The sequence below is a fragment of the Janthinobacterium tructae genome, assembly GCF_006517255.1.
GTDB classification, from domain to species: domain Bacteria; phylum Pseudomonadota; class Gammaproteobacteria; order Burkholderiales; family Burkholderiaceae_D; genus Janthinobacterium; species Janthinobacterium tructae.
The window spans coordinates 2,266,859-2,286,099 of record NZ_CP041185.1 but is presented as its reverse complement, the minus strand read 5'-3'; the positions used below and the strand labels follow the sequence as shown (position 1 = coordinate 2,286,099).

At 64.3% G+C, this 19,241-nt stretch carries 17 protein-coding genes and 1 riboswitch; of the genes, 11 read left to right on the top strand and 6 right to left on the bottom strand.

Going from position 1 to position 19,241, the window contains the following annotated elements:
• The first annotated feature begins 20 nt into the window (after positions 1-20).
• The 7 genes from FJQ89_RS09980 to nosR all read left to right on the top strand — a co-directional run bounded on the left by FJQ89_RS09980 (position 21) and on the right by nosR (position 6,856).
• Positions 21-1,283 carry a DEAD/DEAH box helicase gene (locus FJQ89_RS09980; protein WP_141170067.1) on the top strand — a complete coding sequence of 421 codons (1,263 nt, stop codon included), beginning with the start codon at positions 21-23 and terminating at the stop codon, positions 1,281-1,283.
• Between the two features lie 87 nt (positions 1,284-1,370).
• Positions 1,371-1,829 carry a hypothetical protein gene (locus tag FJQ89_RS09975; protein WP_141170066.1) on the top strand — a complete coding sequence of 153 codons (459 nt, stop codon included), beginning with the start codon at positions 1,371-1,373 and terminating at the stop codon, positions 1,827-1,829.
• Positions 1,830-2,024: 195 nt separating this feature from the next.
• Positions 2,025-2,867, top strand: a complete 843-nt coding sequence (locus FJQ89_RS09970) for a response regulator (RefSeq protein ID WP_243136500.1) — start codon at positions 2,025-2,027, stop codon at positions 2,865-2,867.
• Positions 2,864-3,196 (top strand): hypothetical protein, encoded by a 333-nt coding sequence (locus FJQ89_RS09965; protein ID WP_071076449.1) that lies wholly within the window; start codon positions 2,864-2,866, stop codon positions 3,194-3,196. Before FJQ89_RS09970 ends, FJQ89_RS09965 begins: the two co-directional genes overlap by 4 nt.
• Positions 3,193-4,032 (top strand): HDOD domain-containing protein, encoded by an 840-nt coding sequence (locus tag FJQ89_RS09960; RefSeq protein ID WP_141170064.1) that lies wholly within the window; start codon positions 3,193-3,195, stop codon positions 4,030-4,032. The genes FJQ89_RS09965 and FJQ89_RS09960 overlap by 4 nt, the downstream gene beginning before the upstream one ends.
• A 14-nt stretch (positions 4,033-4,046) precedes the next feature.
• Complete coding sequence (locus tag FJQ89_RS09955; protein ID WP_141170063.1) at positions 4,047-5,510, top strand: ATP-binding protein; 1,464 nt, start codon at positions 4,047-4,049, stop codon at positions 5,508-5,510.
• Positions 5,511-5,524: 14 nt separating this feature from the next.
• Positions 5,525-6,856 carry a response regulator c-di-GMP phosphodiesterase, NosR family gene (gene nosR, locus FJQ89_RS09950; protein ID WP_141170062.1) on the top strand — a complete coding sequence of 444 codons (1,332 nt, stop codon included), beginning with the start codon at positions 5,525-5,527 and terminating at the stop codon, positions 6,854-6,856.
• Here the strand turns inward: nosR and FJQ89_RS09945 are convergent.
• From FJQ89_RS09945 to FJQ89_RS09925, 5 genes are all read right to left on the bottom strand, one after another.
• Positions 6,853-8,178 (bottom strand): ATP-binding protein, encoded by a 1,326-nt coding sequence (locus FJQ89_RS09945; RefSeq protein ID WP_423245212.1) that lies wholly within the window; start codon positions 8,176-8,178, stop codon positions 6,853-6,855. The two genes, nosR and FJQ89_RS09945, sit on opposite strands and share 4 nt — an antisense overlap.
• 97 nt (positions 8,179-8,275) lie before the next feature.
• On the bottom strand, positions 8,276-8,947 hold the full coding sequence (locus tag FJQ89_RS09940) for a hypothetical protein (RefSeq protein ID WP_141170060.1): 672 nt from the start codon (positions 8,945-8,947) through the stop codon (positions 8,276-8,278).
• The gene (locus FJQ89_RS09935; protein WP_141170059.1) at positions 8,944-9,975 is read right to left on the bottom strand and encodes an MlaD family protein; all 1,032 of its coding nucleotides are present in this window, start codon (positions 9,973-9,975) and stop codon (positions 8,944-8,946) included. The genes FJQ89_RS09940 and FJQ89_RS09935 overlap by 4 nt, the downstream gene beginning before the upstream one ends.
• 52 nt (positions 9,976-10,027) lie before the next feature.
• A complete protein-coding gene (locus FJQ89_RS09930) occupies positions 10,028-10,846 on the bottom strand; it encodes an MlaE family ABC transporter permease (protein ID WP_423245199.1) in 819 nt (272 codons plus the stop codon).
• Between the two features lie 69 nt (positions 10,847-10,915).
• Entirely contained in the window at positions 10,916-11,791 is an 876-nt protein-coding gene (locus tag FJQ89_RS09925; RefSeq protein ID WP_141170058.1) for a LysR family transcriptional regulator, read from the bottom strand.
• Positions 11,792-11,909: 118 nt separating this feature from the next.
• Between FJQ89_RS09925 and FJQ89_RS09920 the strand changes: the two genes are divergently transcribed.
• Positions 11,910-13,280 (top strand): MFS transporter, encoded by a 1,371-nt coding sequence (locus tag FJQ89_RS09920; protein ID WP_141170057.1) that lies wholly within the window; start codon positions 11,910-11,912, stop codon positions 13,278-13,280.
• 4 nt (positions 13,281-13,284) lie between these two features.
• Here the strand turns inward: FJQ89_RS09920 and ribB are convergent, their stop codons facing one another.
• Entirely contained in the window at positions 13,285-13,932 is a 648-nt protein-coding gene (gene ribB / locus FJQ89_RS09915; RefSeq protein WP_141170056.1) for a 3,4-dihydroxy-2-butanone-4-phosphate synthase, read from the bottom strand.
• A gap of 95 nt (positions 13,933-14,027) precedes the next feature.
• Positions 14,028-14,178: riboswitch (FMN riboswitch) on the bottom strand.
• A 183-nt stretch (positions 14,179-14,361) separates the two neighbouring features.
• Between ribB and FJQ89_RS09910 the strand changes: the two genes are divergently transcribed.
• The 3 genes from FJQ89_RS09910 (at position 14,362) to FJQ89_RS09900 (ending at position 19,216) form a co-directional block, all read left to right on the top strand.
• Positions 14,362-17,196 (top strand): M16 family metallopeptidase, encoded by a 2,835-nt coding sequence (locus tag FJQ89_RS09910; protein ID WP_141170055.1) that lies wholly within the window; start codon positions 14,362-14,364, stop codon positions 17,194-17,196.
• A 93-nt stretch (positions 17,197-17,289) separates the two neighbouring features.
• Positions 17,290-17,487, top strand: coding sequence for a hypothetical protein (locus FJQ89_RS09905; RefSeq protein ID WP_010399555.1), 198 nt, complete (start codon positions 17,290-17,292; stop codon positions 17,485-17,487).
• 145 nt (positions 17,488-17,632) lie between these two features.
• On the top strand, positions 17,633-19,216 hold the full coding sequence (locus tag FJQ89_RS09900) for a methyl-accepting chemotaxis protein (protein ID WP_141170054.1): 1,584 nt from the start codon (positions 17,633-17,635) through the stop codon (positions 19,214-19,216).
• Positions 19,217-19,241 lie beyond the last annotated feature (25 nt).

Below are 19,241 nucleotides of genomic sequence, written 5' to 3'. Positions count from 1 at the left end.
ACGAATAAAGAAGGCCCGCTATGCCATTTTCCTCACTGGGTCTGATTCCCGCCCTGGTCCGTGCCGTTGACAAGGCCGGCTATGCCGCGCCGACGGCCATCCAGGCTGCCGCCATTCCCGCCATCCTGCGCGGCAGCGACGTGCTGGGCGCGGCGCAGACGGGTTCCGGCAAGACGGCCGCCTACGCGCTGCCGCTGCTGCAGGCGCTGATGGCACCCGCTGCCGGCCCGCGCCAGGTGCGCGCGCTGATCCTCGTGCCCACGCGCGAGCTGGCCGCGCAAGTGGGGCAGACGGTGCACGCGCTGGCCAAGCCGTTGCCGATCAAACTGAAGATTTCCGTGCTGTTCGGCGGCGTCTCGATCAATCCGCAGATGATGGACTTGCGCGGCGGCGCCGATATCGTCGTCGCTACGCCGGGCCGCTTGCTGGACCTGGTGCGGCAAAATGCCGTGAAACTGGGCGGTGTGTCGCTGTGCGTGCTCGACGAGGCCGATCGTTTGCTCGACATGGGTTTTAGCGAAGAAATCAACGCCATCCTGGCGCTGCTGCCGGCGAAGCGGCAAAACCTGTTCTTTTCCGCCACCTTTCCCGACAGTGTGCAGGCGCTGGCCGACAGCCTGCTCAAGGAACCCGTGCGCATCGAAGTGGCGTCCGAACCGCAGGACAAGCCCGACATCGTGCAGCGCGCCATCACGGTCGACGTGCCGCGCCGCACGCAGCTGCTGCGCTACCTGATCCTGCAGCAGCAGTGGGATCGCGTGCTGGTGTTCGTCGCCACCAAGTATGCGGCCGAACATGTGGCCGACAAGCTGCAGCGCGCGGGCCTGCATGTGGGCGCCTTCCACGGCGAATTCAGCCAGGGTACGCGCAGCCAGCTGCTGGCCGACTTCAAGGCGGGACGCTTGCAGGTGCTGGTCGCCACCGACGTGGCCGCGCGCGGCATCGACATCGCCGGCCTGCCGGCCGTCGTCAATTACGACTTGCCCCGCTCGGCCGTCGACTACACGCACCGCATCGGCCGCACGGGCCGCGCGGGCGAAAGCGGCACGGCCATCAGTTTCGTCACGGCCGATACGGAAGCGCATTTCCGCCTGATCGAAAACCGCAATGACTTGCGCATCGTGCGCGAAGTGGTGGCCGGTTTCGAACCGACGGAACTGCCCGCGCCGGTAAGCGCCGTCACGGACACGGTGAACGGCGGCGTGAAGGGCGCGCGCAAAAGCAAAAAGGATAAATTGCGCGAAGCGGCTGCCATGGCGGCAAAAGCGGTCGGGGGCAATTAAATCCCCCTTATGTGCGCTGGCCGCTTGAACAGCCAGGTTTCCCGGACTAAGATTGTGTTTCTATAAAGCAAGGGGATGGGAATGCACATGACATTCATCACGCGCGCGGGCGCACTGGCTTGCGCGCTGGCGCTGACTGCTTGCGCCGGCATGGGCGGGAACAATGGCACGAACGGCATGCAGATGCCGGGCAAGACAGCGGCTGATGCCGCCGTGGCCGCCACCTGGTACAACCCGCCCAGCGAATTTCCCGGTATTTGCCTGACCCAGTTCAAGGATGGCAGCCTGCGTTTCGACGGCGGCTTCGCTTTCTATAACCCCGGCCGTTGGGCGTATGACGCCGGCAGGGGCGAATTGCGCCTGGCGCTGGCGCCGACGCCCTCGTTGGAGCTGTCGCACGCGCAAATCGTGCAGCACCAGAATCTGCTGCGCATCGAGGCGGACAAGAATACGCTGGTCTATGGCGTGAATGCCGACACCAAGGCCATCGGTCTGGGCGGCTTTGTGTTTTACCGCGACACGCCTTGCCCGGCGCGGCACGGATAAGTGCCGAATAAGTGCCGAATAAGTGCCGGATAAGTGCGGGATTAGTGTCATACGGGAATATTTAGTCGTATAATTTTAGCGCAAGCCGATTGCCGCGCAAGATGATGCTGCGCGGCAGATTCCCGCTCCAGGCAAGCGTCCATATCGCCTTGGCGATGAGAGGATGGTCCGATGGATTTGCACGACGAGCATGGTATGCCGGGTACTGCGGTGCTGGCGGCGGATGCCGTACAGCAGCCTGCGGCGCAGCGGCGCACCTTGCTGCTGGTCGATGACGAGCCGAATATCCTCGCTTCCCTCAAGCGCCTGCTGCGGCGCGATGCCTACCATATCCTCACGGCCAACAGCGGCCAGGAAGGACTGGACGTGCTGGCCAGCAATGCGGTCGACGTGATTGTGTCGGACCAGCGCATGCCCGGCATGCTAGGCGCCGACTTCCTGCGCAAGGCCAAGCTGCTGTGTCCGCAAACCATCCGCATCATGTTGTCGGGCTATACCGAGTTGCAGGCCGTCACGGACGCCGTCAACGAGGGCGCCATCTTCAAGTTCCTCACCAAGCCCTGGGAAGACCATCAACTGCGCGAGCATATCGCCGAAGCCTTTCGACTGAAGGGCATCGACGACGACAATGTGCGTCTGAATGCGCAACTGCGCGACGCCAACCAGGCGCTGGCGGCGGCCAATGCCGCCATGCAGGCGCTGGTGAGCCAGCAGCAGCACCAGATCAGCCGCGATGAAGTCAGCCTGGGCATCGCGCGCGAAGTACTGCAATTTCTGCCGCTGCCCGTGATCGGGCTCGACGACGAAGGCATGATCGCTTTCATCAACGCGTCGGCAGCCAACCTGTTCGAGCGGGGCGCGACCCTGCTGGGCAACGAGGCGGCGCTGGTCTTGCCGCAACTGTTCGACGGGCAGGACACGCCCCGCCTGGTCGCCATCAACGGTCAGCCGTATGTCGTGGCAGTCCATCCCATGGGCTTGCATTCGCGCTCGCGCGGCAGCCTGGTCACCCTGAGTCGTCATGGAGCCGATACATGAGTGAAAGCGGACGCGAGATTTCCATGGAGCAGGCGCAGGAAGGCATGGTGCTGGCGCAGGCGTTGAGCGACGCCAGCGGCGCCGTGCTGCTGGCCCGGGGCGCCACGCTGACGGCGGCCAGCCTGACAGCTTTGCGCAGGCGCAATGTAGAGCGCTGCCATGTCGTCATGGACGAGGCGCCGGACCCCGCCGCGCAGGCGCATGCCGAGCAGGAACGCTTGCGCCGCCTGGAACGGCTGGCCGTGCTGTTTCGCGCCACGCCGCCCGATTCCGCCGGGGCGGAACTGCTGGCGCTGCTGCAGCGCTACCGGCAAGGGGGGGCGGCATGAATCGGCTTAATTTTGAACACATCATTCGCCAGATACAGGAATTGCCGTCGCTGCCGGTGGTGGTGCTGGAGCTGCTGTCGAGCATGGACCAGGACGACACGGATGTGCATGTGCTGGCGCAAAAGATCGAGCTGGACCAGGCCCTGGCGGCAAAGACCTTGCGCATCGCCAACTCCTCGTTCTACGGCATGCAATCGAAGGTCACCAGTATTCCGCAAGCCGTTTCCGTGCTGGGCTTTCACAGCATCCGCACCGTCGTCACGGCCTGCGCCCTGACGGGCAGCTTCGCGCCCGTGGCCGGCGGCTTCGATTTCAAGGCGTTCTGGCGTCACTCGCTGGCCACGGCCATCGCCGCGCGCCTGCTGGCGCCGCACTTGCGCGTCAATCCCGAGACGGCGTTCACGGCCGGCTTGTTGCACGACCTGGGCACGCTGGTGCTGGTGACGCGCTTCCCGGCCGAGCACGCGCTCGTGCGCAGCTACCGCCAGGCGCATGACTGCCAGATGGCCGAGGCCGAACTGGCCGTCATCGGCATCGATCACGCGCAGGTGGGCAGCGCCCTGGCCGCCTACTGGAAGTTTCCCGAGGCGATACAGCAGGCGGTGGCCGACCACCACACCATCGACCGCCTGGAGGCGGGCGGCTTGCCGCTGGCCGTGCACATGGCCAACGCCGTCGCCCTGGCGCTCGACCTGGCCGGCGTCGACGATGCGCTGGTGCCGCCCCTGTCGCCCACGGGCTGGCGCAGCATCGCGCTGGACGAGCCGGCCTGGCTGGCGCTGCTGGAGCAAACTGAACACACCTTCGATGAAATGTCGCGGATCATGCTGGCATGAACAGGAAAGAGGCCATGGAAACAGACGCAGGAAAGGCACTGCCCGCCACGCCGGAACGCCGTCAGACCGACTCCATCGCGTTATCGGCGTTCTTCGACGGCCATCCCGTGGCCACCTTCGCCATCGATACTGACCATGTGGTGACGCACTGGAACAGCGCCTGCGAACAGTTGCTGGGCTATACGGCCGCCGAGATGGTCGGCACGCGCGAGCACTGGAAGGCGTTTTATCCGCAGCCGCGCGCCTGCCTGGCCGATCTGCTGGTGGCCGACGATATCGCGCTCGGTGAAAATGACCTTTACCTTGGCAAGCTGAAGCGCTCCCCCGTGATTCCCGGCGCTTACGAGGCCGAGGATTTCTTTGCCGATATCGGCCCTGACGGCCACTGGCTGCATTTCACGGCGGCGCCCCTGCGCGACCGCCAGGGACGTCTGGTGGGCGCCATCGAAACCCTGCGCGATGTGAGCGAACGGCGCCTGGCCGAACTGGCGCTGCGCAAGGCGCACGACAACCTGGAACACCTGGTGGCCAAGCGCACGGCCCAGCTGGCCGAAATGAACGAGCGCCTGGCCGACGATATCCGTCAGCGCCAGATCGCCGATCTGGAATTGCGCGAGCGTAACCTGGCCCTGACGGAATTGAACAGCAAGCTGTCGCTGGCCCAGCAAAAGCTGCTGCAGTCGGAAAAGCTGGCCTCGATCGGCCAGCTGGCCGCCGGCGTGGCGCACGAGATCAACAATCCCATCGGCTATGTATTTTCGAATTTCGGCACGCTGGAAGGCTACCTGGACGATCTGTTTTCCATGCTCGACGCCTACGAGGAAGCCGAGCCGGCCGTGGCCGACGCCGTGGTGGCGGCGCGCCTGCGCGCCTTGCGCGAACAGATCGACCTGGACTTCCTGCGCACCGACATACCGCTGCTGATGGGCGAGTCGAAGGAAGGCATTTCGCGCGTGCGCCGCATCGTGCAGGACCTGAAGGATTTTTCGCGCACGGATGCACACCAGGAGTGGGTCTGGGCCGACCTGCGCCAGGGCATCGATACCACGCTCAATATCGTGAATAACGAGGTCAAGTACAAGGCCGACGTGGTGCGCGAATATGGCGACATTCCCGATATCGAATGCCAGCCTTCCGAACTGAACCAGGTGATCATGAACCTGGTCGTCAACGCGGCCCACGCCATGGGCGAGGAGCACGGACGCATCACCTTGCGCACGGGCAGCGATAATACGACGGAAGTGTGGATCGAGGTCGAGGACACGGGCGGCGGCATCGCGCCCGAACACCTGTCGCGCATCTTCGATCCGTTCTTTACCACCAAGGCCGTCGGCAAGGGCACGGGGCTGGGCCTGTCGCTGGCCTACACCACGGTGCAAAAGCACCACGGCCGCATCGACGTGCGCAGCGTCATCGGCCGCGGCACCACCTTCCGCATCACCTTGCCCGTGCGCCAGGCGCAGGCCGCCATACCATGACCGAACAGGACAGCATGAGCACCAGTACCAGCACCAGCGCCAGCACCGCGGCCGCGCCGCCGACCATCCTGTGCGTCGATGACGAACCGAATATCCTCTCGTCGCTGCGGCGTCTGTTCCGCCCGCACGGCTACCGCGTGCTGACGGCCGACGGCGGCGCGGCGGGCCTGGCCCTGCTCGAGAGCGAGACGGTGGACCTGGTCATCTCCGACATGCGCATGCCGCAGATGGATGGTGCGCAGTTCCTGGCCCAGGTGCGCCAGCGCTGGCCCGGCACCATGCGCTTGCTGCTGACCGGCTATGCCGATATCCAGTCCATCCTCGACGCCATCAACCAGGGCGAAATCTACCGCTACGTGACCAAGCCCTGGGACGAGAACGATATCGTGCTGGTGGTGCGCCACGCGCTGGAACGGCGCGCGCTGGAACAGGAAAAACTGCGCCTGGAAGCGCTGACGGCCAGCCAGAACGTGCAGCTGCAGGCGCTCAACGCCAGCCTGGAAGCGAAGGTGGCTACCCGCACGCAGCAGCTGAAACAGTCGCACGACGAGGTGCAGGCGGCCAATGAGCGCCTGAAGGCCACGTTCGTGACGACGATCAAGGTGTTTTCCAACCTGATCGAGATGCGCGGCGGCAAGCTCGTCGGCCATGCGCGGCGGGTGGCCGAGCTGTCGCGCAAGCTGGCGCAGGCGCTGGGCCTGGAAGGGCAGGAAGCGCGCGACGTGTTCATCGCGGCCCTGCTCAAGGATATTGGCAAGCTCAGCCTGAGCGACGATGTGCTGGAACTGCCGGCCAGCGCCTGGTCGGGCGAGCAGCTGGCCGCCTTCCGCAAGCATCCGCTGCGCGCCGAACAATTATTGATGGCGCTCGACGAGTTGCGCGCCGTCTCCGTCATCCTGCGCTCGCAGCTGGAGCGCTTCGACGGTGGCGGCTTTCCCGATGGCATGGTGGGCCTGGCCATTCCGCTGGGCGCGCGCATCCTGGCGCTGGCGTCCGACTACGACGGCTTGCAGATCGGCGCCATGGTGCAGCGCAGCCTGCGCGCCGACGAAGCGCGCACCCTGATCTACGACAGCGTCGGCAAGCGCTACGACCCGGCCGTGGTGGCTGCTTTCCGCAGCATCATGGAAGAGACGGAGCCGCCGGCACGCGACCTGACCGTGCTGTCGGGCCAGCTGGAGCCTGGCATGACGCTTTCTCGCGACCTGATCAGCCGCGATGGCCTGATGCTGCTGGCGGCCGAACACGTGCTGACGGCCCGCGTGATTGCCCAGCTGCTCGATTTCGAAGGCAAGAATGGCGGGCGCCTGAGCATTCGCGTGTACGCGCCCGTCAAGGAAGCCTAGGCGTTCGTGGCGGTGGGCGGCTGCAGCGGCAGGTGCACGGTAAAGCGCGTGCCCTGGCCCACTTCGGACGCCACCTCGATGCGCCCGCCATGCTTGTTGACGATGCCGTACGACAGCGACAGCCCCAGGCCCGTGCCGCTGCCCACGGCCTTGGTAGTAAAGAATGGCTCGAAGATGCGGTTCAGGTGCTCCGGTGGGATGCCGGCGCCCGTGTCGCCGATTTCCACCCACACCCAGTCGCCCGCGTGGCCCGTGCGGATGCTGATCACGCCGTCGCTGCTGATGGCCTGGCCCGCGTTGACGAGCAGGTTCATGAACACCTGGTTCAGCTGCGACGCCAGGCACAGTATCGGCGGCAGTTCGCCATACTGTTTCTCGATGCGCGCCTTGTATTTCAATTCGTTGGCGACGATATTCAGGGTACTGTCCAGGCCCGCGTGCAGGCTGGCCACTTGCCAGTCCGTCTCGCCCACATGGGAAAAATCCTTCAGCGCCTGCACGATGTCGCGCACGCGCTTCAAGCCATCCATCGATTCGCGCACCAGGTCCACCATGTCGTCCTGCAGGAAGATCAGGTCTGCCTGCGCGCGCACCTCGGCCACGCGTGCGGCCAGGGCAGGGCCGTCGGGCGTCTCGCGCATCGCCGCTTCATATTGCCCGATGACGCCGAACAGGGTGCCGACATAGCCTTGCAGCGAACTCATGTTGGAATTGACGAAGCCGATCGGGTTGTTGATTTCATGCGCGATGCCGGCTGCCAGCTGGCCGATGGAGGCCATTTTTTCCGATTGCAGCAGCTGGTCGTGCGCTTCCTGCAACTTGCTGATCAGTAGTTGCTGTTCTTCGCCGCGCGCCTGCAGCATCGCTTCCATGCGCTTGCGTTCCGTGATGTCCGTCAGCGAGCCGATCACCTCGAACGGCACGCCATGCTCGTCGCGCACCAGGCGCAGACTGTCGTGCATCCACAGATAGCTGCCGTCGCGCACGCGGAAACGGTATTCATAGGCGCGCGCGCCTTCGACGAAGATCTGCGCCAGGCTGGAAAAAATACCGGGCGCATCGTCGGGGTGGATGTGGTCGAACCAGAAGTTGGGGTCGGCCACCATGTCTTCGGGCGGGTAGCCCAGCACGTTCAAGGCATTGTTGCTGACAAAGGTCATCTTGAAGTCGCCGCTGGGCACGGTGCAATAGATGATGGAGGGCGTATTGTCGAGCAGGTATTGCAGGCGTACGGCCGTGGCGGCCGACTCTTCGTCGCCAGGCGCCGCGCCGCCATGCCGGCCGGTATCGGGAGTGGAAAGGTCGAAATCCTCGAACTGCATCGTCATACCTCGCTGCCTGCACCGCATTGCTGCCATCCTGGCTGAATTATGCCTGACTATGCCTGATTCCGCCTGCCTTGGGCCGCCATCGGCACGCTCAGGGGGCCAGCGGCTGCTCGACGATCGCCATGCGCCGCGCAATGTGTTGCGCCGCTTGCGTGTCGCCCGCCTGTTCGGCGCGCAGGCGCTGCACGCCCAGCCACGCCAGCAGCGGGCGGCGCCAGCCCTGGTCCGAAGCGGTGGCCACGGCCGTATCGAGCAGCGCCGGCGTGGCGCGGCCCGAGCGCAGCAGCACGCCAGCCGCCACCATCTGCGACAGCGGGTCATCGATGGCCGCCACGGCGCTGGCGGCGGCCGTGTCCGAGCCGGCCTCGGCTGGCGCGCGCTGTGCTTGCGGCAGCAGGGCGATGTCAGTAGCTTGCGCCTTGCCGGCCAAGTAAGCCGCATACGCGCGGTCGGCGGCGGTCGCATCGGCTTGCAGGGCGTCGAAGCCGGCGCAGTCCTCGAAGGCCAGGCTGGCCACGCGCGCGGCGCAGCGCAGCAGTTCGATGCGCGCCACGAGCTCGAGCTTGCCCGTGCCGGCCACCTGGCTGCGGGCACGGCGGAATTCCGTCTGCTCGACCAGCGCGTTGCCACTCAAGTAAGCCGCTTGAAACCGCTCGACGGAACTTTGCGCATTCATTTTCCAGTCCGGCACGGGCGGTCCGCTGGAACAGGCGGCGAGCAAGGTGCACAGCAGGGCGGCGATGGCGGGGCGGGATATTGTCATGGCAGTTTGATCTCCGGATTGCGCTTGAACGGCCATTTGCGATTGATTTCATTGACCAGCTGCTCGACCTTGCGCAGATTGCTTTCCACGTCCGCGCGCAGCGGGCCCAGGTCGGCTGTCGCCGCCCTGGCGTTGGCGCCCACGGCTTGCGCCTCGACCAGCACGGCGTCGACTTTTTTCAGGCTGTTGCGCGTGTCGGCCAGCAGGGCGTTCAGCTGCACGATGGTGGCCTGCGCATCCGTCATCACGCCCTTGTCGCCAAAGACGCGCGTGTCGGCATTGGCCACCAGGCCATCCGTGCGGCGCGCCAGCTGGTCGGCTGTGACCAGCAGGGCGTTGGCCCGCTCGACCAGCAGGCGCGACTGCTTGTCGTCGCCCGTCAGCAAGCCCATGGCGCCGCCCGGGCCGCTCAGCTTGCCGGTCACCGCCTGCACATTGCGCAGGGTGCCGTCGAGCGGAGAATCGGTGCCTGTCAGGCTGCCCAGATTGTTCAGCAAGTCTTTCGCGGCGGCCAGCAGGCGCGGAATTTCCGCCGCCATGTCGCCCACCAGCAAGTCGCGCGTGGCGTCGTCGGGCAGCGGCGGGTCTGTCAGGATGCCGCTGTAGGCGCGCAGCTTGGCGCCGCCGACGATGCCCCGCTCGAGCGTGAAGATGGAGCTGCTGCGCAGCCAGTGCGCGTCTTTGCGCGGCACGTCGATGATGACGCGCGCGCGCCCGTCCGGCGCCAGTTCGATGCGCTGCACGCGGCCGATGGGAAAGCCGGAAAAGGTCAGGTCGGCGCCCACGCCCACACCGTCCGAATCGTCGGCCGTCAGCACCAGCGTTTGCGTGGCTTCGAAGGCGCCGCGCGCATACATCAGGTAGACCACGGAACCGACCACCAGCACGAACATGAAGACGAGCAGGATGGCCGCCTTCAGTTCGGCGTGGCGCACGGGCGGCGGGGCGGGCAGCACGGCATCTGGCGTGAGACCGGCGGGTGCCGTGACGTCGACCTGGTCGGGATTGGGGGGCTGGCTCTGGCTCATGGATTCTGGCTCTCGTATGGGTGGTTCGGGGATCGCTGGCGGCGGCGGGGCATCAGTAGTAATTGCCCATCAGCGAAGCCACTTCGATCAGCAGGATGACGGAAAACAGGCGCAGCATTTCGGACAGGCCGTGCGCGGCCCATAGCCGGTTGCGCCGGCTGTGGGGTTCTTCCGGATAGTAGGAAGAGGCCAGCGGGATCAGGGCCACGGCAAAGCTGAAGAAGATGACTTTGAGCATCAGGATCAGGGCCACGGCCGGATTGAAGATTTGCCCGACGACGCGCGTGTAGCCTTGCAGCGCCCACGGCGTAAAACCGTAGATGGTGACATACGCGAGGATCAGCGAGGTGACGCAGCTGACGATGGCCAGCATCCACACGGCGAAGATGCCCGACATGACGCGCGGAAAGTACTCGCGGCGCAGCAGGTCGACGCCCTGGCGCTGCATGGTATCGAGCATGCCGGAAGAGCGCATTTGCGCAAACGCAATGCCGTCGGGCAGGGTCAGGCGCAAGGCCACGAACAGGGCAGCCGTCAGTGGTATCAGTTCCAGCACCAGCACGCGCACCACCATTTCCAGCGCATAGCGCGACAGGCCGTAGCTTTGCGCACTGACGACGACGATGCGTATCAGCACCAGGCTGACCAGAGCGCAGGCCACGCTGAACCACACGAGATTGGGCGCCGTGTTCGTCACCAGGCGGTGCGCGAGGATGGGGCGGTTGTCGCGGTTATAGCTCGATGGCGACAGGGCCAGCGAAAACACGAGGGTGGCGAAATGCAGCATGCGCCACCAGCTGACCAGCCAGGCCATGGTGGCCCGGTGCAGGCGGCGCAGGCTGATGATGAGGGAGACGGATAGGGTCATCATGGCATCTTAACATTGGATGCGTTCGATACAAGCGATTGTCCAGTCGTGCCGCCGTGCCTGGCCGCTTCGCTATTGGCCTGCCACGCTGGCGACGCTGTGGATAATCGCATCGGCCGCCGCGCGCACGCGTGCAGAGCGGTTCAGGTCCGCATGCATGACCAGCCACACGTCGTAGCTTTCCGCCCGCTCGGGCCAGATGCGTACCAGTTGCGGGTCGATATCGCCCAGGTGGGTGGCCAGCTCGGCCACGCCCAGCCCTGCGCGCGTGGCTTCCTGCAGCATCGCCGCCGAATTGACTTCCATGGCGACCCTGGCGTTGGCGACGGATTCGCCAGCAATTTTTTCCCCGTGACGCGGCGTCACGGACTGGTGGTAGATGACGATGTCGTGCCCGGCCAGTGCCGTGCCGCGCACGGGCTCGCCCCGTTCGGCCAGGTAGCTTTTCGACGCATACAGGCCCAGGCTGCGCTTGACCAGATGGCGCGAGATCAGGTCCGGGTCGGTGGGGCGCACGCCGCGCACGGCGAGGTCCGCCTCGCGCCGCGTCAGGCTGGCCAGCGCAGGCGCCACGTTGAGCACGATGCGGATGTCCGGGTGGGCCGCGTGCAGCTGCTGCATGGCGCGGATGACGAAATGGCTGGCCATGGTGTCGGTGGTGGCCACGCGCACCAGGCCGCTTAAACGGTTGTCGACGCCCTGCATCTCGCGTTGCAGCTTGTCGGCCGCCCGCTCCATCGCTTCGGCCGCCGTCAGCGCCAGTTCGCCGGCCGGCGTGGGCACGTAGCCCGACGGCGTGCGCAGGAACAGCGTGGCGCCCAGCGAGCTTTCCAGCGCGGCCAGGCGGCGCCCGCAGGTGGCCTGGTCGATGCCCAGCAGGGCCGCCGCGCCGCGCAGGGTGCCGGCGCGGCCGATGGCCAGAAAGATGCGCGCGTTATCCCAATCCATGGCATTCCTTATTCGGTTTCTCGATGCATTTTTGCATTGCTGCGCCGAGTTTATGCCTGTTTACTGCATCACGCAACGCTCGCATAATGGCTGCCCCCTGTCCCTGCAAGGAAATATCATGATTGCCCCCACACCGCACCGCGCCAGCGGCTTGATCCTGCTGACCCTGGCCTTCGGCTTCGTCATGGCCATGCTCGACGTCACTGCCGTCAACGTGGCGCTGTCCGATATCGCCCTGGACTTGAGCATCCCGCTGACGGGCCTGGTGTGGGTGGTCGACGGCTACACGCTGACGTTTGCCGCGCTGTTGCTGGCCGGCGGCGCGCTGGCCGACCGCTACGGGCCGAAAGCCGTGTACCAGGGAGGCCTTTGTGTCTTCATCCTCGGCTCGATCCTGTGCGGCGCCGCGCCCGACGGGCATTTTTTGACGGCGGCGCGCTTGCTGCAGGGCGCGGGTGCGGCCCTGTTCATGCCCAGTTCGCTCAGCCTGCTGACGCACAGCTTTGAAGACGAGCGCGAACGCACGCGCATGCTGGGTGCCTGGTCGGCACTGGTGGGCGTGGCGGGCGCGTCCGGCCCCCTGATCGGCGGCATTCTCGTGCACCAGTTCGGCTGGCGCAGCGTGTTCTGGGTGAACGTGCCGCTGGGCGCGCTGGCCATCGTCATGGCGCAGCTGCTGCTGGCCGCACCGGCGCGCCAGCGGCGTGATTTGTCGCTGTTCAGCCATGCGCTGGGCGTGGCGGCGCTGGCTGGCCTCAGTTTCGTGCTGATCGAAGGGCCGGTGCTGGGCTGGCTGTCGCCCGGCGTGCTGGCGGCGGGGGCATTGACCTTGCTGTCGGCCTGGCAGCTGCTGCGGCGTGAACGCAGCGGCAGCCATCCGCTGTTGCCGCGTGAACTGTTTCACAGCAGCAGCTTTGGCGCGGCCAATGGCGTAGGCTTTTTGATCAATTTCTGCGTCTTCGGCCAGCTGTTTTTATTGAGCCTGTTCCTGCAGCAATCTGGCGGCGCCGATGCCTTGCAGTCGGGCTTGCGCCTGTTGCCCATGATGGCGGCTTACACGGTAGGGAACTTTATGGCGGGAAGTATTGCGGCGCGCCATGGCACGCGCTTGCCCATGCTGGCGGGCTTGCTGGTGGGCGCCGTGATGTCCTTGCTGCTGATGGGCTTGCGTCCGGACACGCCGTATGGCTGGCTGGCGCTGGGCACGGCCGTGATGAACGTGGCCATCGGCATCGCCATTCCCGCCATGACGGCCACCGTGATGCGGGTGGCCGGCAAGCAACATGCGAACAGCGCGGCGGCGGCCCTGAACGCCAACCGCCAGATTGGCGCCCTGGTGGGCGTGGCCCTGATCGGCAGCATCCTGCACATGCTGCAGGACTGGTCGTTGCGCTTGCCGCTGGCCTACGCGACGATTGCCGTCGCGTATGGCCTGGCGGCGGGCCTCGTCTACCGAAACGTGCATTTTCCCAAGGCCGTGGACGCCTGATGCTTTATTGCTCGCGCGTGCTGCGCCATTCCACCAGTTCTTCGATGGTCAGGATCGGCATGCCGTGCAGCTCGGCGAAGCGTTCGATATCGTCGCCGCGCATCATGCTGCCGTCCGGGTTCATCAGCTCGCACAGCACGGCGGCCGGGTTCAGGCCCGCCATGCGCGACAGGTCGACCGAGCCTTCCGTGTGGCCACGGCGCTCGAGCACGCCACCGGGCGCTGCGCGCAGGGGGAATACGTGGCCGGGGCGCACCAGGTCGGCGGGCTTGGCGTTCGGCGCGATGGCGGCGCGGATGGTGGTGACCCGGTCGGCGGCCGACACGCCCGTCGTGACGCCGTCACGCGCCTCGATGGAGACCGTGAATGGCGTGCCGTAGCGGCTGCCATTGTCGGGCGACATGGGCGGCAATTCCAGCGCGCTGACGACGTCGGTGGGCAGGCACAGGCAGACGATGCCGCTGCATTCGCGGATCAAGAGGGCCATGGTTTCGTTGGTGAGTTTCTCGGCCGACAGGATCAGGTCGGCTTCGTTTTCACGGTCGAAATCGTCGAGCAGGATGACGGGAATGCCGGCGCGCATGGCGGCCAGGGCGGACTGGATGCGACCTTCGAGGTCGTTGGAAAGCAGGGTATAGCTGTTGACTAACATGGTGAAACGCTCCTCGCATAGGCGAAAAACGCTGCAGGGCAAGCGAATAGACGCAGCCGGCCGCATCGACAGGTCGAGCGGACATCGCGTTTACTGCACATCTTCTTTCATCCGGACTATACCGTCGGCTCTGGAGTCACACCAGATCTGCTGACCTCATCAGGCGAAACCTGACAAGCGCTCGCGGGCTTGACCGTTGCCGGTCTTACCGCCGGTGGGGAATCGCACCCCGCCCCGAAGACGTATTGTTGTGCCGGTCCACATGACCGGCGGCAATACTTTAGCACAGATGAAAAACTGTGGCAGGTCACTGTTGAGTTTGTCATTCGGCAAAGTTGCCAGGGAGGGCAGTTTTCCTAAGCTGTTTTTAATGGCGGAAAGACGATTTCAGTGTAAGGTATGTCTACTGAATCTTACCGTTGAGAATACATGAAGCTGAGTAAATTACGCCTGATCTCGGGCGCCGTCTTGCTGGCGTGCGCCTGCATGGCCCAGGCGGAAATCCGTTTGACCGATCCCCTGCCGCTGGCACCGGAAGTGACCGTAGGGAAATTGCCAAACGGCTTGACCTATTACATCAAGAAAAATGCCCGTCCCGCCCAGAAAGTGGAATTGCGCCTGGTGGTAAAAGCCGGCTCCATCCTGGAAGATGACGACCAGCAAGGCCTGGCGCATTTCACGGAACACATGGCCTTCAATGGCTCCACGCATTTCAAGCGCAATGAGCTCATTTCCTATTTGCAATCGATCGGCGTGAAGTTCGGCGCCGACCTGAACGCCTACACGAGTTTCGATGAAACCGTGTACGTGCTGCCGATTCCGACGAACAAGAAGGAAAACCTGGAAAAGGGTTTTCTCGTGCTGGAAGACTGGGCGCATGGCTTGAAATTCAATCCGGCCGATATCAACAGCGAGCGCGGCATCGTGCTGGAAGAGGCGCGCCTGGGCAAGGGCGCCAGCGACCGCATGAACAAGGTGCTGTATCCGAAGCTGCTGAACGGTTCGCGCTATGCGCAGCGCATGCCGATCGGCAAGGAATCCGTCTTGAAAACGTTCAAGCCGGAAGCCATCAAGCGTTTCTACAAGGATTGGTACCGGCCCGACCTGATGGCCGTGATGGTGGTCGGTGACGTGGAGCCGAAACAGGCTGAAAAGCTGATCCAGCAGCATTTCGGCAAACTGAAAAACCCCGCGCAACCGCGCCCGCGCCTGTATGCGGAAGTGCCGCAGCGCTCGCAGACGGAAGCGCTGGTGATCACGGACAAGGAAGCACCGGACGACAGCGTCTTCATCCGCTATCCGATCCGCGCCGCGCAGGAGCCCGTCACCATTGCCGACTACCGCCGCCAGATGATCGAAAACCTGTATGGCCAGATGCTTAGCGCGCGCATGCAGGAATTGACGCAGCAGGCGAACCCGCCCTTCATCCAGGGCGGCAGCAGCATGGGCAAGCTGGTGCGTGGCTACGAGTCGTTCAGCGCGTATGCCTTGCTGGGCAAGGGCGGCGTGCAGCCGGCCGTCGACGCGCTGGTGCAGGAAGATGAGCGGGCGCGCCGCTTCGGTTTCAGCCAGGATGAGCTGGACCGCGCGCGCAAGAACATGCTGCGCAATTACGAGCGCGCGTACAGCGAGCGCGACAAGTCCGATTCGTCCGGTTTCGTGGCCGAGTATTCGCGCAACTTCCTGGAGCAGGAAGCCATCCCCGGCATCGCCAATGAATTGCTGTACGCACAGGAACTCTTGCCTCAGGTAACTTTGCAGGAAATCAACGAGACGGTCGCCAAGGTGATTCCCGACCAGCAAAAGAAACTCGTCGTCTTCATGGGTGCCGAGCCGAAAGCGGGCGCCAGCGTCCCGACGCAGCAGCAATTGCTCGACGCCGTGGCGCAAGCCGAGCGGCAGAAGGTCGAGCCGCGCACGGAAAGAGTGCTGGCCAGCAAGCTGATGGATGGCCCGCCGGCCGGCGGCAGCATCGTCGCTGAAAAATTCAATAGCGCCATCGGCGTGACGGAGCTAACCCTGGGCAATGGCGTGCGCGTGCTGCTCAAACCGACCGATTTCAAAAATGACCAGGTGCTGATGGGTTCGACCCGCTTCGGCGGCCAGTCGCTGTTTGGCGACGCCGATATCTATAACGCCCGCTATGCCAGCGCCGTGGTCGGCAGCATGGGCTTGAAGGACCTGGCGCCGCTGGACTTGCAAAAGGTGTTGGCCGGCAAGACGGTCAATGTGGGTGCCTCGCTGGGTGAACTGAGCGAAGGCTTTGGCGGCTCGGCCAGCAGCGCCGACGCGGAAGCCATGCTGCAACTCGTGTATCTGTATTTCCATGACGTGCGCAAGGATGCGGGCCTGTACCAATCCTTCATCGGCAAGCAGCAGGATCTGGCGAAAAACAGCATGGCGCAGCCGGAAGCCGTATTTTACGATGCCGTCCAGCACGCCACGTTTGGCGACAACCCGCGCGTCGATGGCGTGCCGCGCGCGGCCGACTTCGACAAGGTGGGCCTGGACCGTTCGCTGGAAATCTTCCGCCAGCGCTTTTCCAGCGCGCGCGACATGACCTTCATCTTCACGGGCAGCTTCGAGCTCGAGAAGATCAAGCCCCTGATCGCCAGCTACCTGGGCACCTTGCCCGTGGCCGAGGTGCCGCACGCTTACCGCGACGTGGGCATGCGCCCGGTGGCAGGGATCGTCAAGAAAGATATCTACATGGGTAGCGAGCCGAAGAGCACGATTTCCATCACCTTCAATGGCGACGTGGCGTATTCGGACGAGCAAAAGCTGACCTTGCAGGCGCTGGGCGAGGTGTTGAACCTGAAAGTCATCGAAGTGCTGCGCGAAAAGATGAGCATGATCTATGGCGGTGGCTTCGAAACGTCCATGGGCCAGCATCCGTACGGCCATTACTCGGTGGCGCTGAACTTGCCGACGGGGCCGGAAAACGTGGACAAGGTAATCGCCGCCGCCTTTGCCGAAATCAACAAGATGAAGGCCGAGGGGCCGTCTGTGGCCGACCTGGAAAAGGTCAAGCTGAACTGGATCACGCGCCAGCAGAAATCCTTGCGGGAAAATAACTACTGGATGAACCAACTGATGGGTTCGGTGACGCAGGGCCGCGATCCCGCGCAGATCCTGCGCTACGAGCAGCGCGTGCGCGCCATCACGCCGCAAGCCGTCAAACAGGCGGCGCAGCGCTATCTGGACCTGCACAACTACGTGCAGGTGGTGCTGTATCCGGAACGCAAGAACGTTGCAGTGAAGTAATCTTCATTGTTGAACTGCAGCGGCGGCAACGTGGCGAAGCTGTTAAACTGCTGCTTATTGATGTGATCGCAATTTGACAAGCAAGGAAATACGATGGCTAAGAAAGAAGAACTCGATCCGGAAACCCTGGAATTGATCAACTGGTGTATCGAGGTTGAAGGCTTCCTCGTGGCCGGCGGCGCCACCGTGGCACAGGCGCAAGACCACATCGAAGAGCAGGTCGAGTGGTTTACCGACCAGTTCTACGACGGCTTGACGCCGGAAGAGGCGGCCAAGGAAGCGTTGGCGTGATCCGCCAGTAACATGCGAGCAGTAACAAAGCGGGCGGTGCCTGCCAGGCATCAGCCTGGTAGCGCCGCCCGCTTTGCTTTTGTAAAAAAATTTCCATCAGGAAATTGTTTATAATTCCACGCTTTATTTTCCATCCCAGGCTCCCATGACACTCCGTTCGCGCATTCTTCTCCTGTGTTTCAGCACCTTGCTGGGCATCGTCCTCATCGCGTCGTTCTCTCTGTATTCGCTGCGCCAGACCATGATGGCCGAAAGGGTCGAGCAATTGACGGTGTTGGTGGAATTGGCCAACGCCTCGGTGGAAAAGGCGTATGCGCTGGAACAGTCGGGCAAGCTCACGCGTGAGCAAGCCCAGCAGCAGGCCAAGCTGGCCATCGGCAGCTTCGTCAAGGACGAGATGTATTATTTTGTGCGCGATTTCAGCACCGACTTGCTGTACGTGCACCCGAATGCGTCGCGCATCGGTGTGCCGCAAAAGAATATGCAGCAGTCGGGCGACCGCTACCGCGCCGCGCTGGCCACCAGCCGTGTCGGCCTGGTGCAGGCCGACGGCACGCGTCCCGGCGTGAAGGACCCGGTGGCGAAGATGTATGCCGTGGTGAAATTTGCGCCGTGGGACTGGCTGATCGGCACGGGCACCTACATCGATGACATCAACCACAAGTTCTGGGCCCAGGCCGGCGTACTGCTGGCCATCGGCGGCGCGCTGATGCTGGTGGTGGGCGCCCTGGCGGCGCTGATGCTGCGCCGTATCCTGGCCCAGCTCGGTGGTGAACCCGACTATGCAGCGGCCATCGTGGCGCAAATCGCCCAGGGCGATCTGACCACGCACATCGACACGCGCCCCGGCGACACGTCGAGTTTGCTGATGGCGATCAAGGCCATGCGCGACAACCTGGCGCATCTGGTGAGCCAGGTGCGCAACGATGCGGAATCGATTTCCACGGCGTCCGGCGAGATCGCTTCCGGCAACCACGACCTGTCGGCGCGCACGGAGCAGCAGGCGGGCTCGCTGGAAGAAACAGCCTCGACCATGGAAGAGATGACCTCGACCGTGCGCCAGAATGCGGACAATGCGCGCCAGGCCAACCAGCTGGCTATTTCTGCCTCGCAAGTGGCGACGCAGGCGGGTGGCGTGGTGAGCCAGGTGGTCGACACCATGGGCGCCATCAATGCCTCGTCGAAAAAGATCGGTGACATCATCGCCGTCATCGACGGCATCGCCTTCCAGACGAATATTCTGGCCTTGAATGCGGCCGTGGAAGCGGCGCGCGCGGGCGAGCAGGGGCGTGGCTTCGCCGTCGTCGCCAGCGAGGTGCGCAATCTGGCGCAGCGTTCGGCTGCCGCCGCCAAGGAAATCAAGCAATTGATCGACAGTTCCGCCGAGCAAGTGGGCGCCGGTGAAAAACTCGTGGCGCTGGCGGGCGAGACGATGGAAAAAGTAGTTTCCAGCGTGCAGCATGTGACCGATATCGTGGCCGAGATTTCCTCGGCCAGCGCGGAGCAGAGCGCCGGCATCGAGCAGATCAACCAGGCCATCGTCGAGATGGATAACATGACGCAGCAAAACTCGGCCCTGGTCGAACAGGCTTCGGCGGCGGCGCAGGCCATGAACGAGCAGGCGGCCGGGCTGGCGCAGATCGTCAGCGTGTTCAAGGTCGGTGCCGTGGCGCCGGCAGCGGCAGCGCTACAGCGCAGCGTGCCTGCGGCGCGGCGCCTGGCGCGCTAAGTACATTTTCTGTCATGCGGGGAAC

What these genes read in the sequence shown, in the direction of transcription:
- FJQ89_RS09980 (WP_141170067.1), top strand. Translation starts at nt 21, where the DNA reads ATGCCATTTTCCTCACTGGGTCTGATTCCCGCCCTGGTCCGTGCCGTT.
- FJQ89_RS09975 (WP_141170066.1), top strand. Translation starts at nt 1,371, where the DNA reads ATGACATTCATCACGCGCGCGGGCGCACTGGCTTGCGCGCTGGCGCTG.
- FJQ89_RS09970 (WP_243136500.1), top strand. Translation starts at nt 2,025, where the DNA reads ATGCCGGGTACTGCGGTGCTGGCGGCGGATGCCGTACAGCAGCCTGCG.
- FJQ89_RS09965 (WP_071076449.1), top strand. Translation starts at nt 2,864, where the DNA reads ATGAGTGAAAGCGGACGCGAGATTTCCATGGAGCAGGCGCAGGAAGGC.
- FJQ89_RS09960 (WP_141170064.1), top strand. Translation starts at nt 3,193, where the DNA reads ATGAATCGGCTTAATTTTGAACACATCATTCGCCAGATACAGGAATTG.
- FJQ89_RS09955 (WP_141170063.1), top strand. Translation starts at nt 4,047, where the DNA reads ATGGAAACAGACGCAGGAAAGGCACTGCCCGCCACGCCGGAACGCCGT.
- nosR (WP_141170062.1), top strand. Translation starts at nt 5,525, where the DNA reads ATGAGCACCAGTACCAGCACCAGCGCCAGCACCGCGGCCGCGCCGCCG.
- FJQ89_RS09945 (WP_423245212.1), bottom strand. Translation starts at nt 8,178, where the DNA reads ATGCAGTTCGAGGATTTCGACCTTTCCACTCCCGATACCGGCCGGCAT.
- FJQ89_RS09940 (WP_141170060.1), bottom strand. Translation starts at nt 8,947, where the DNA reads ATGACAATATCCCGCCCCGCCATCGCCGCCCTGCTGTGCACCTTGCTC.
- FJQ89_RS09935 (WP_141170059.1), bottom strand. Translation starts at nt 9,975, where the DNA reads ATGAGCCAGAGCCAGCCCCCCAATCCCGACCAGGTCGACGTCACGGCA.
- FJQ89_RS09930 (WP_423245199.1), bottom strand. Translation starts at nt 10,846, where the DNA reads ATGATGACCCTATCCGTCTCCCTCATCATCAGCCTGCGCCGCCTGCAC.
- FJQ89_RS09925 (WP_141170058.1), bottom strand. Translation starts at nt 11,791, where the DNA reads ATGGATTGGGATAACGCGCGCATCTTTCTGGCCATCGGCCGCGCCGGC.
- FJQ89_RS09920 (WP_141170057.1), top strand. Translation starts at nt 11,910, where the DNA reads ATGATTGCCCCCACACCGCACCGCGCCAGCGGCTTGATCCTGCTGACC.
- ribB (WP_141170056.1), bottom strand. Translation starts at nt 13,932, where the DNA reads ATGTTAGTCAACAGCTATACCCTGCTTTCCAACGACCTCGAAGGTCGC.
- FJQ89_RS09910 (WP_141170055.1), top strand. Translation starts at nt 14,362, where the DNA reads ATGAAGCTGAGTAAATTACGCCTGATCTCGGGCGCCGTCTTGCTGGCG.
- FJQ89_RS09905 (WP_010399555.1), top strand. Translation starts at nt 17,290, where the DNA reads ATGGCTAAGAAAGAAGAACTCGATCCGGAAACCCTGGAATTGATCAAC.
- FJQ89_RS09900 (WP_141170054.1), top strand. Translation starts at nt 17,633, where the DNA reads ATGACACTCCGTTCGCGCATTCTTCTCCTGTGTTTCAGCACCTTGCTG.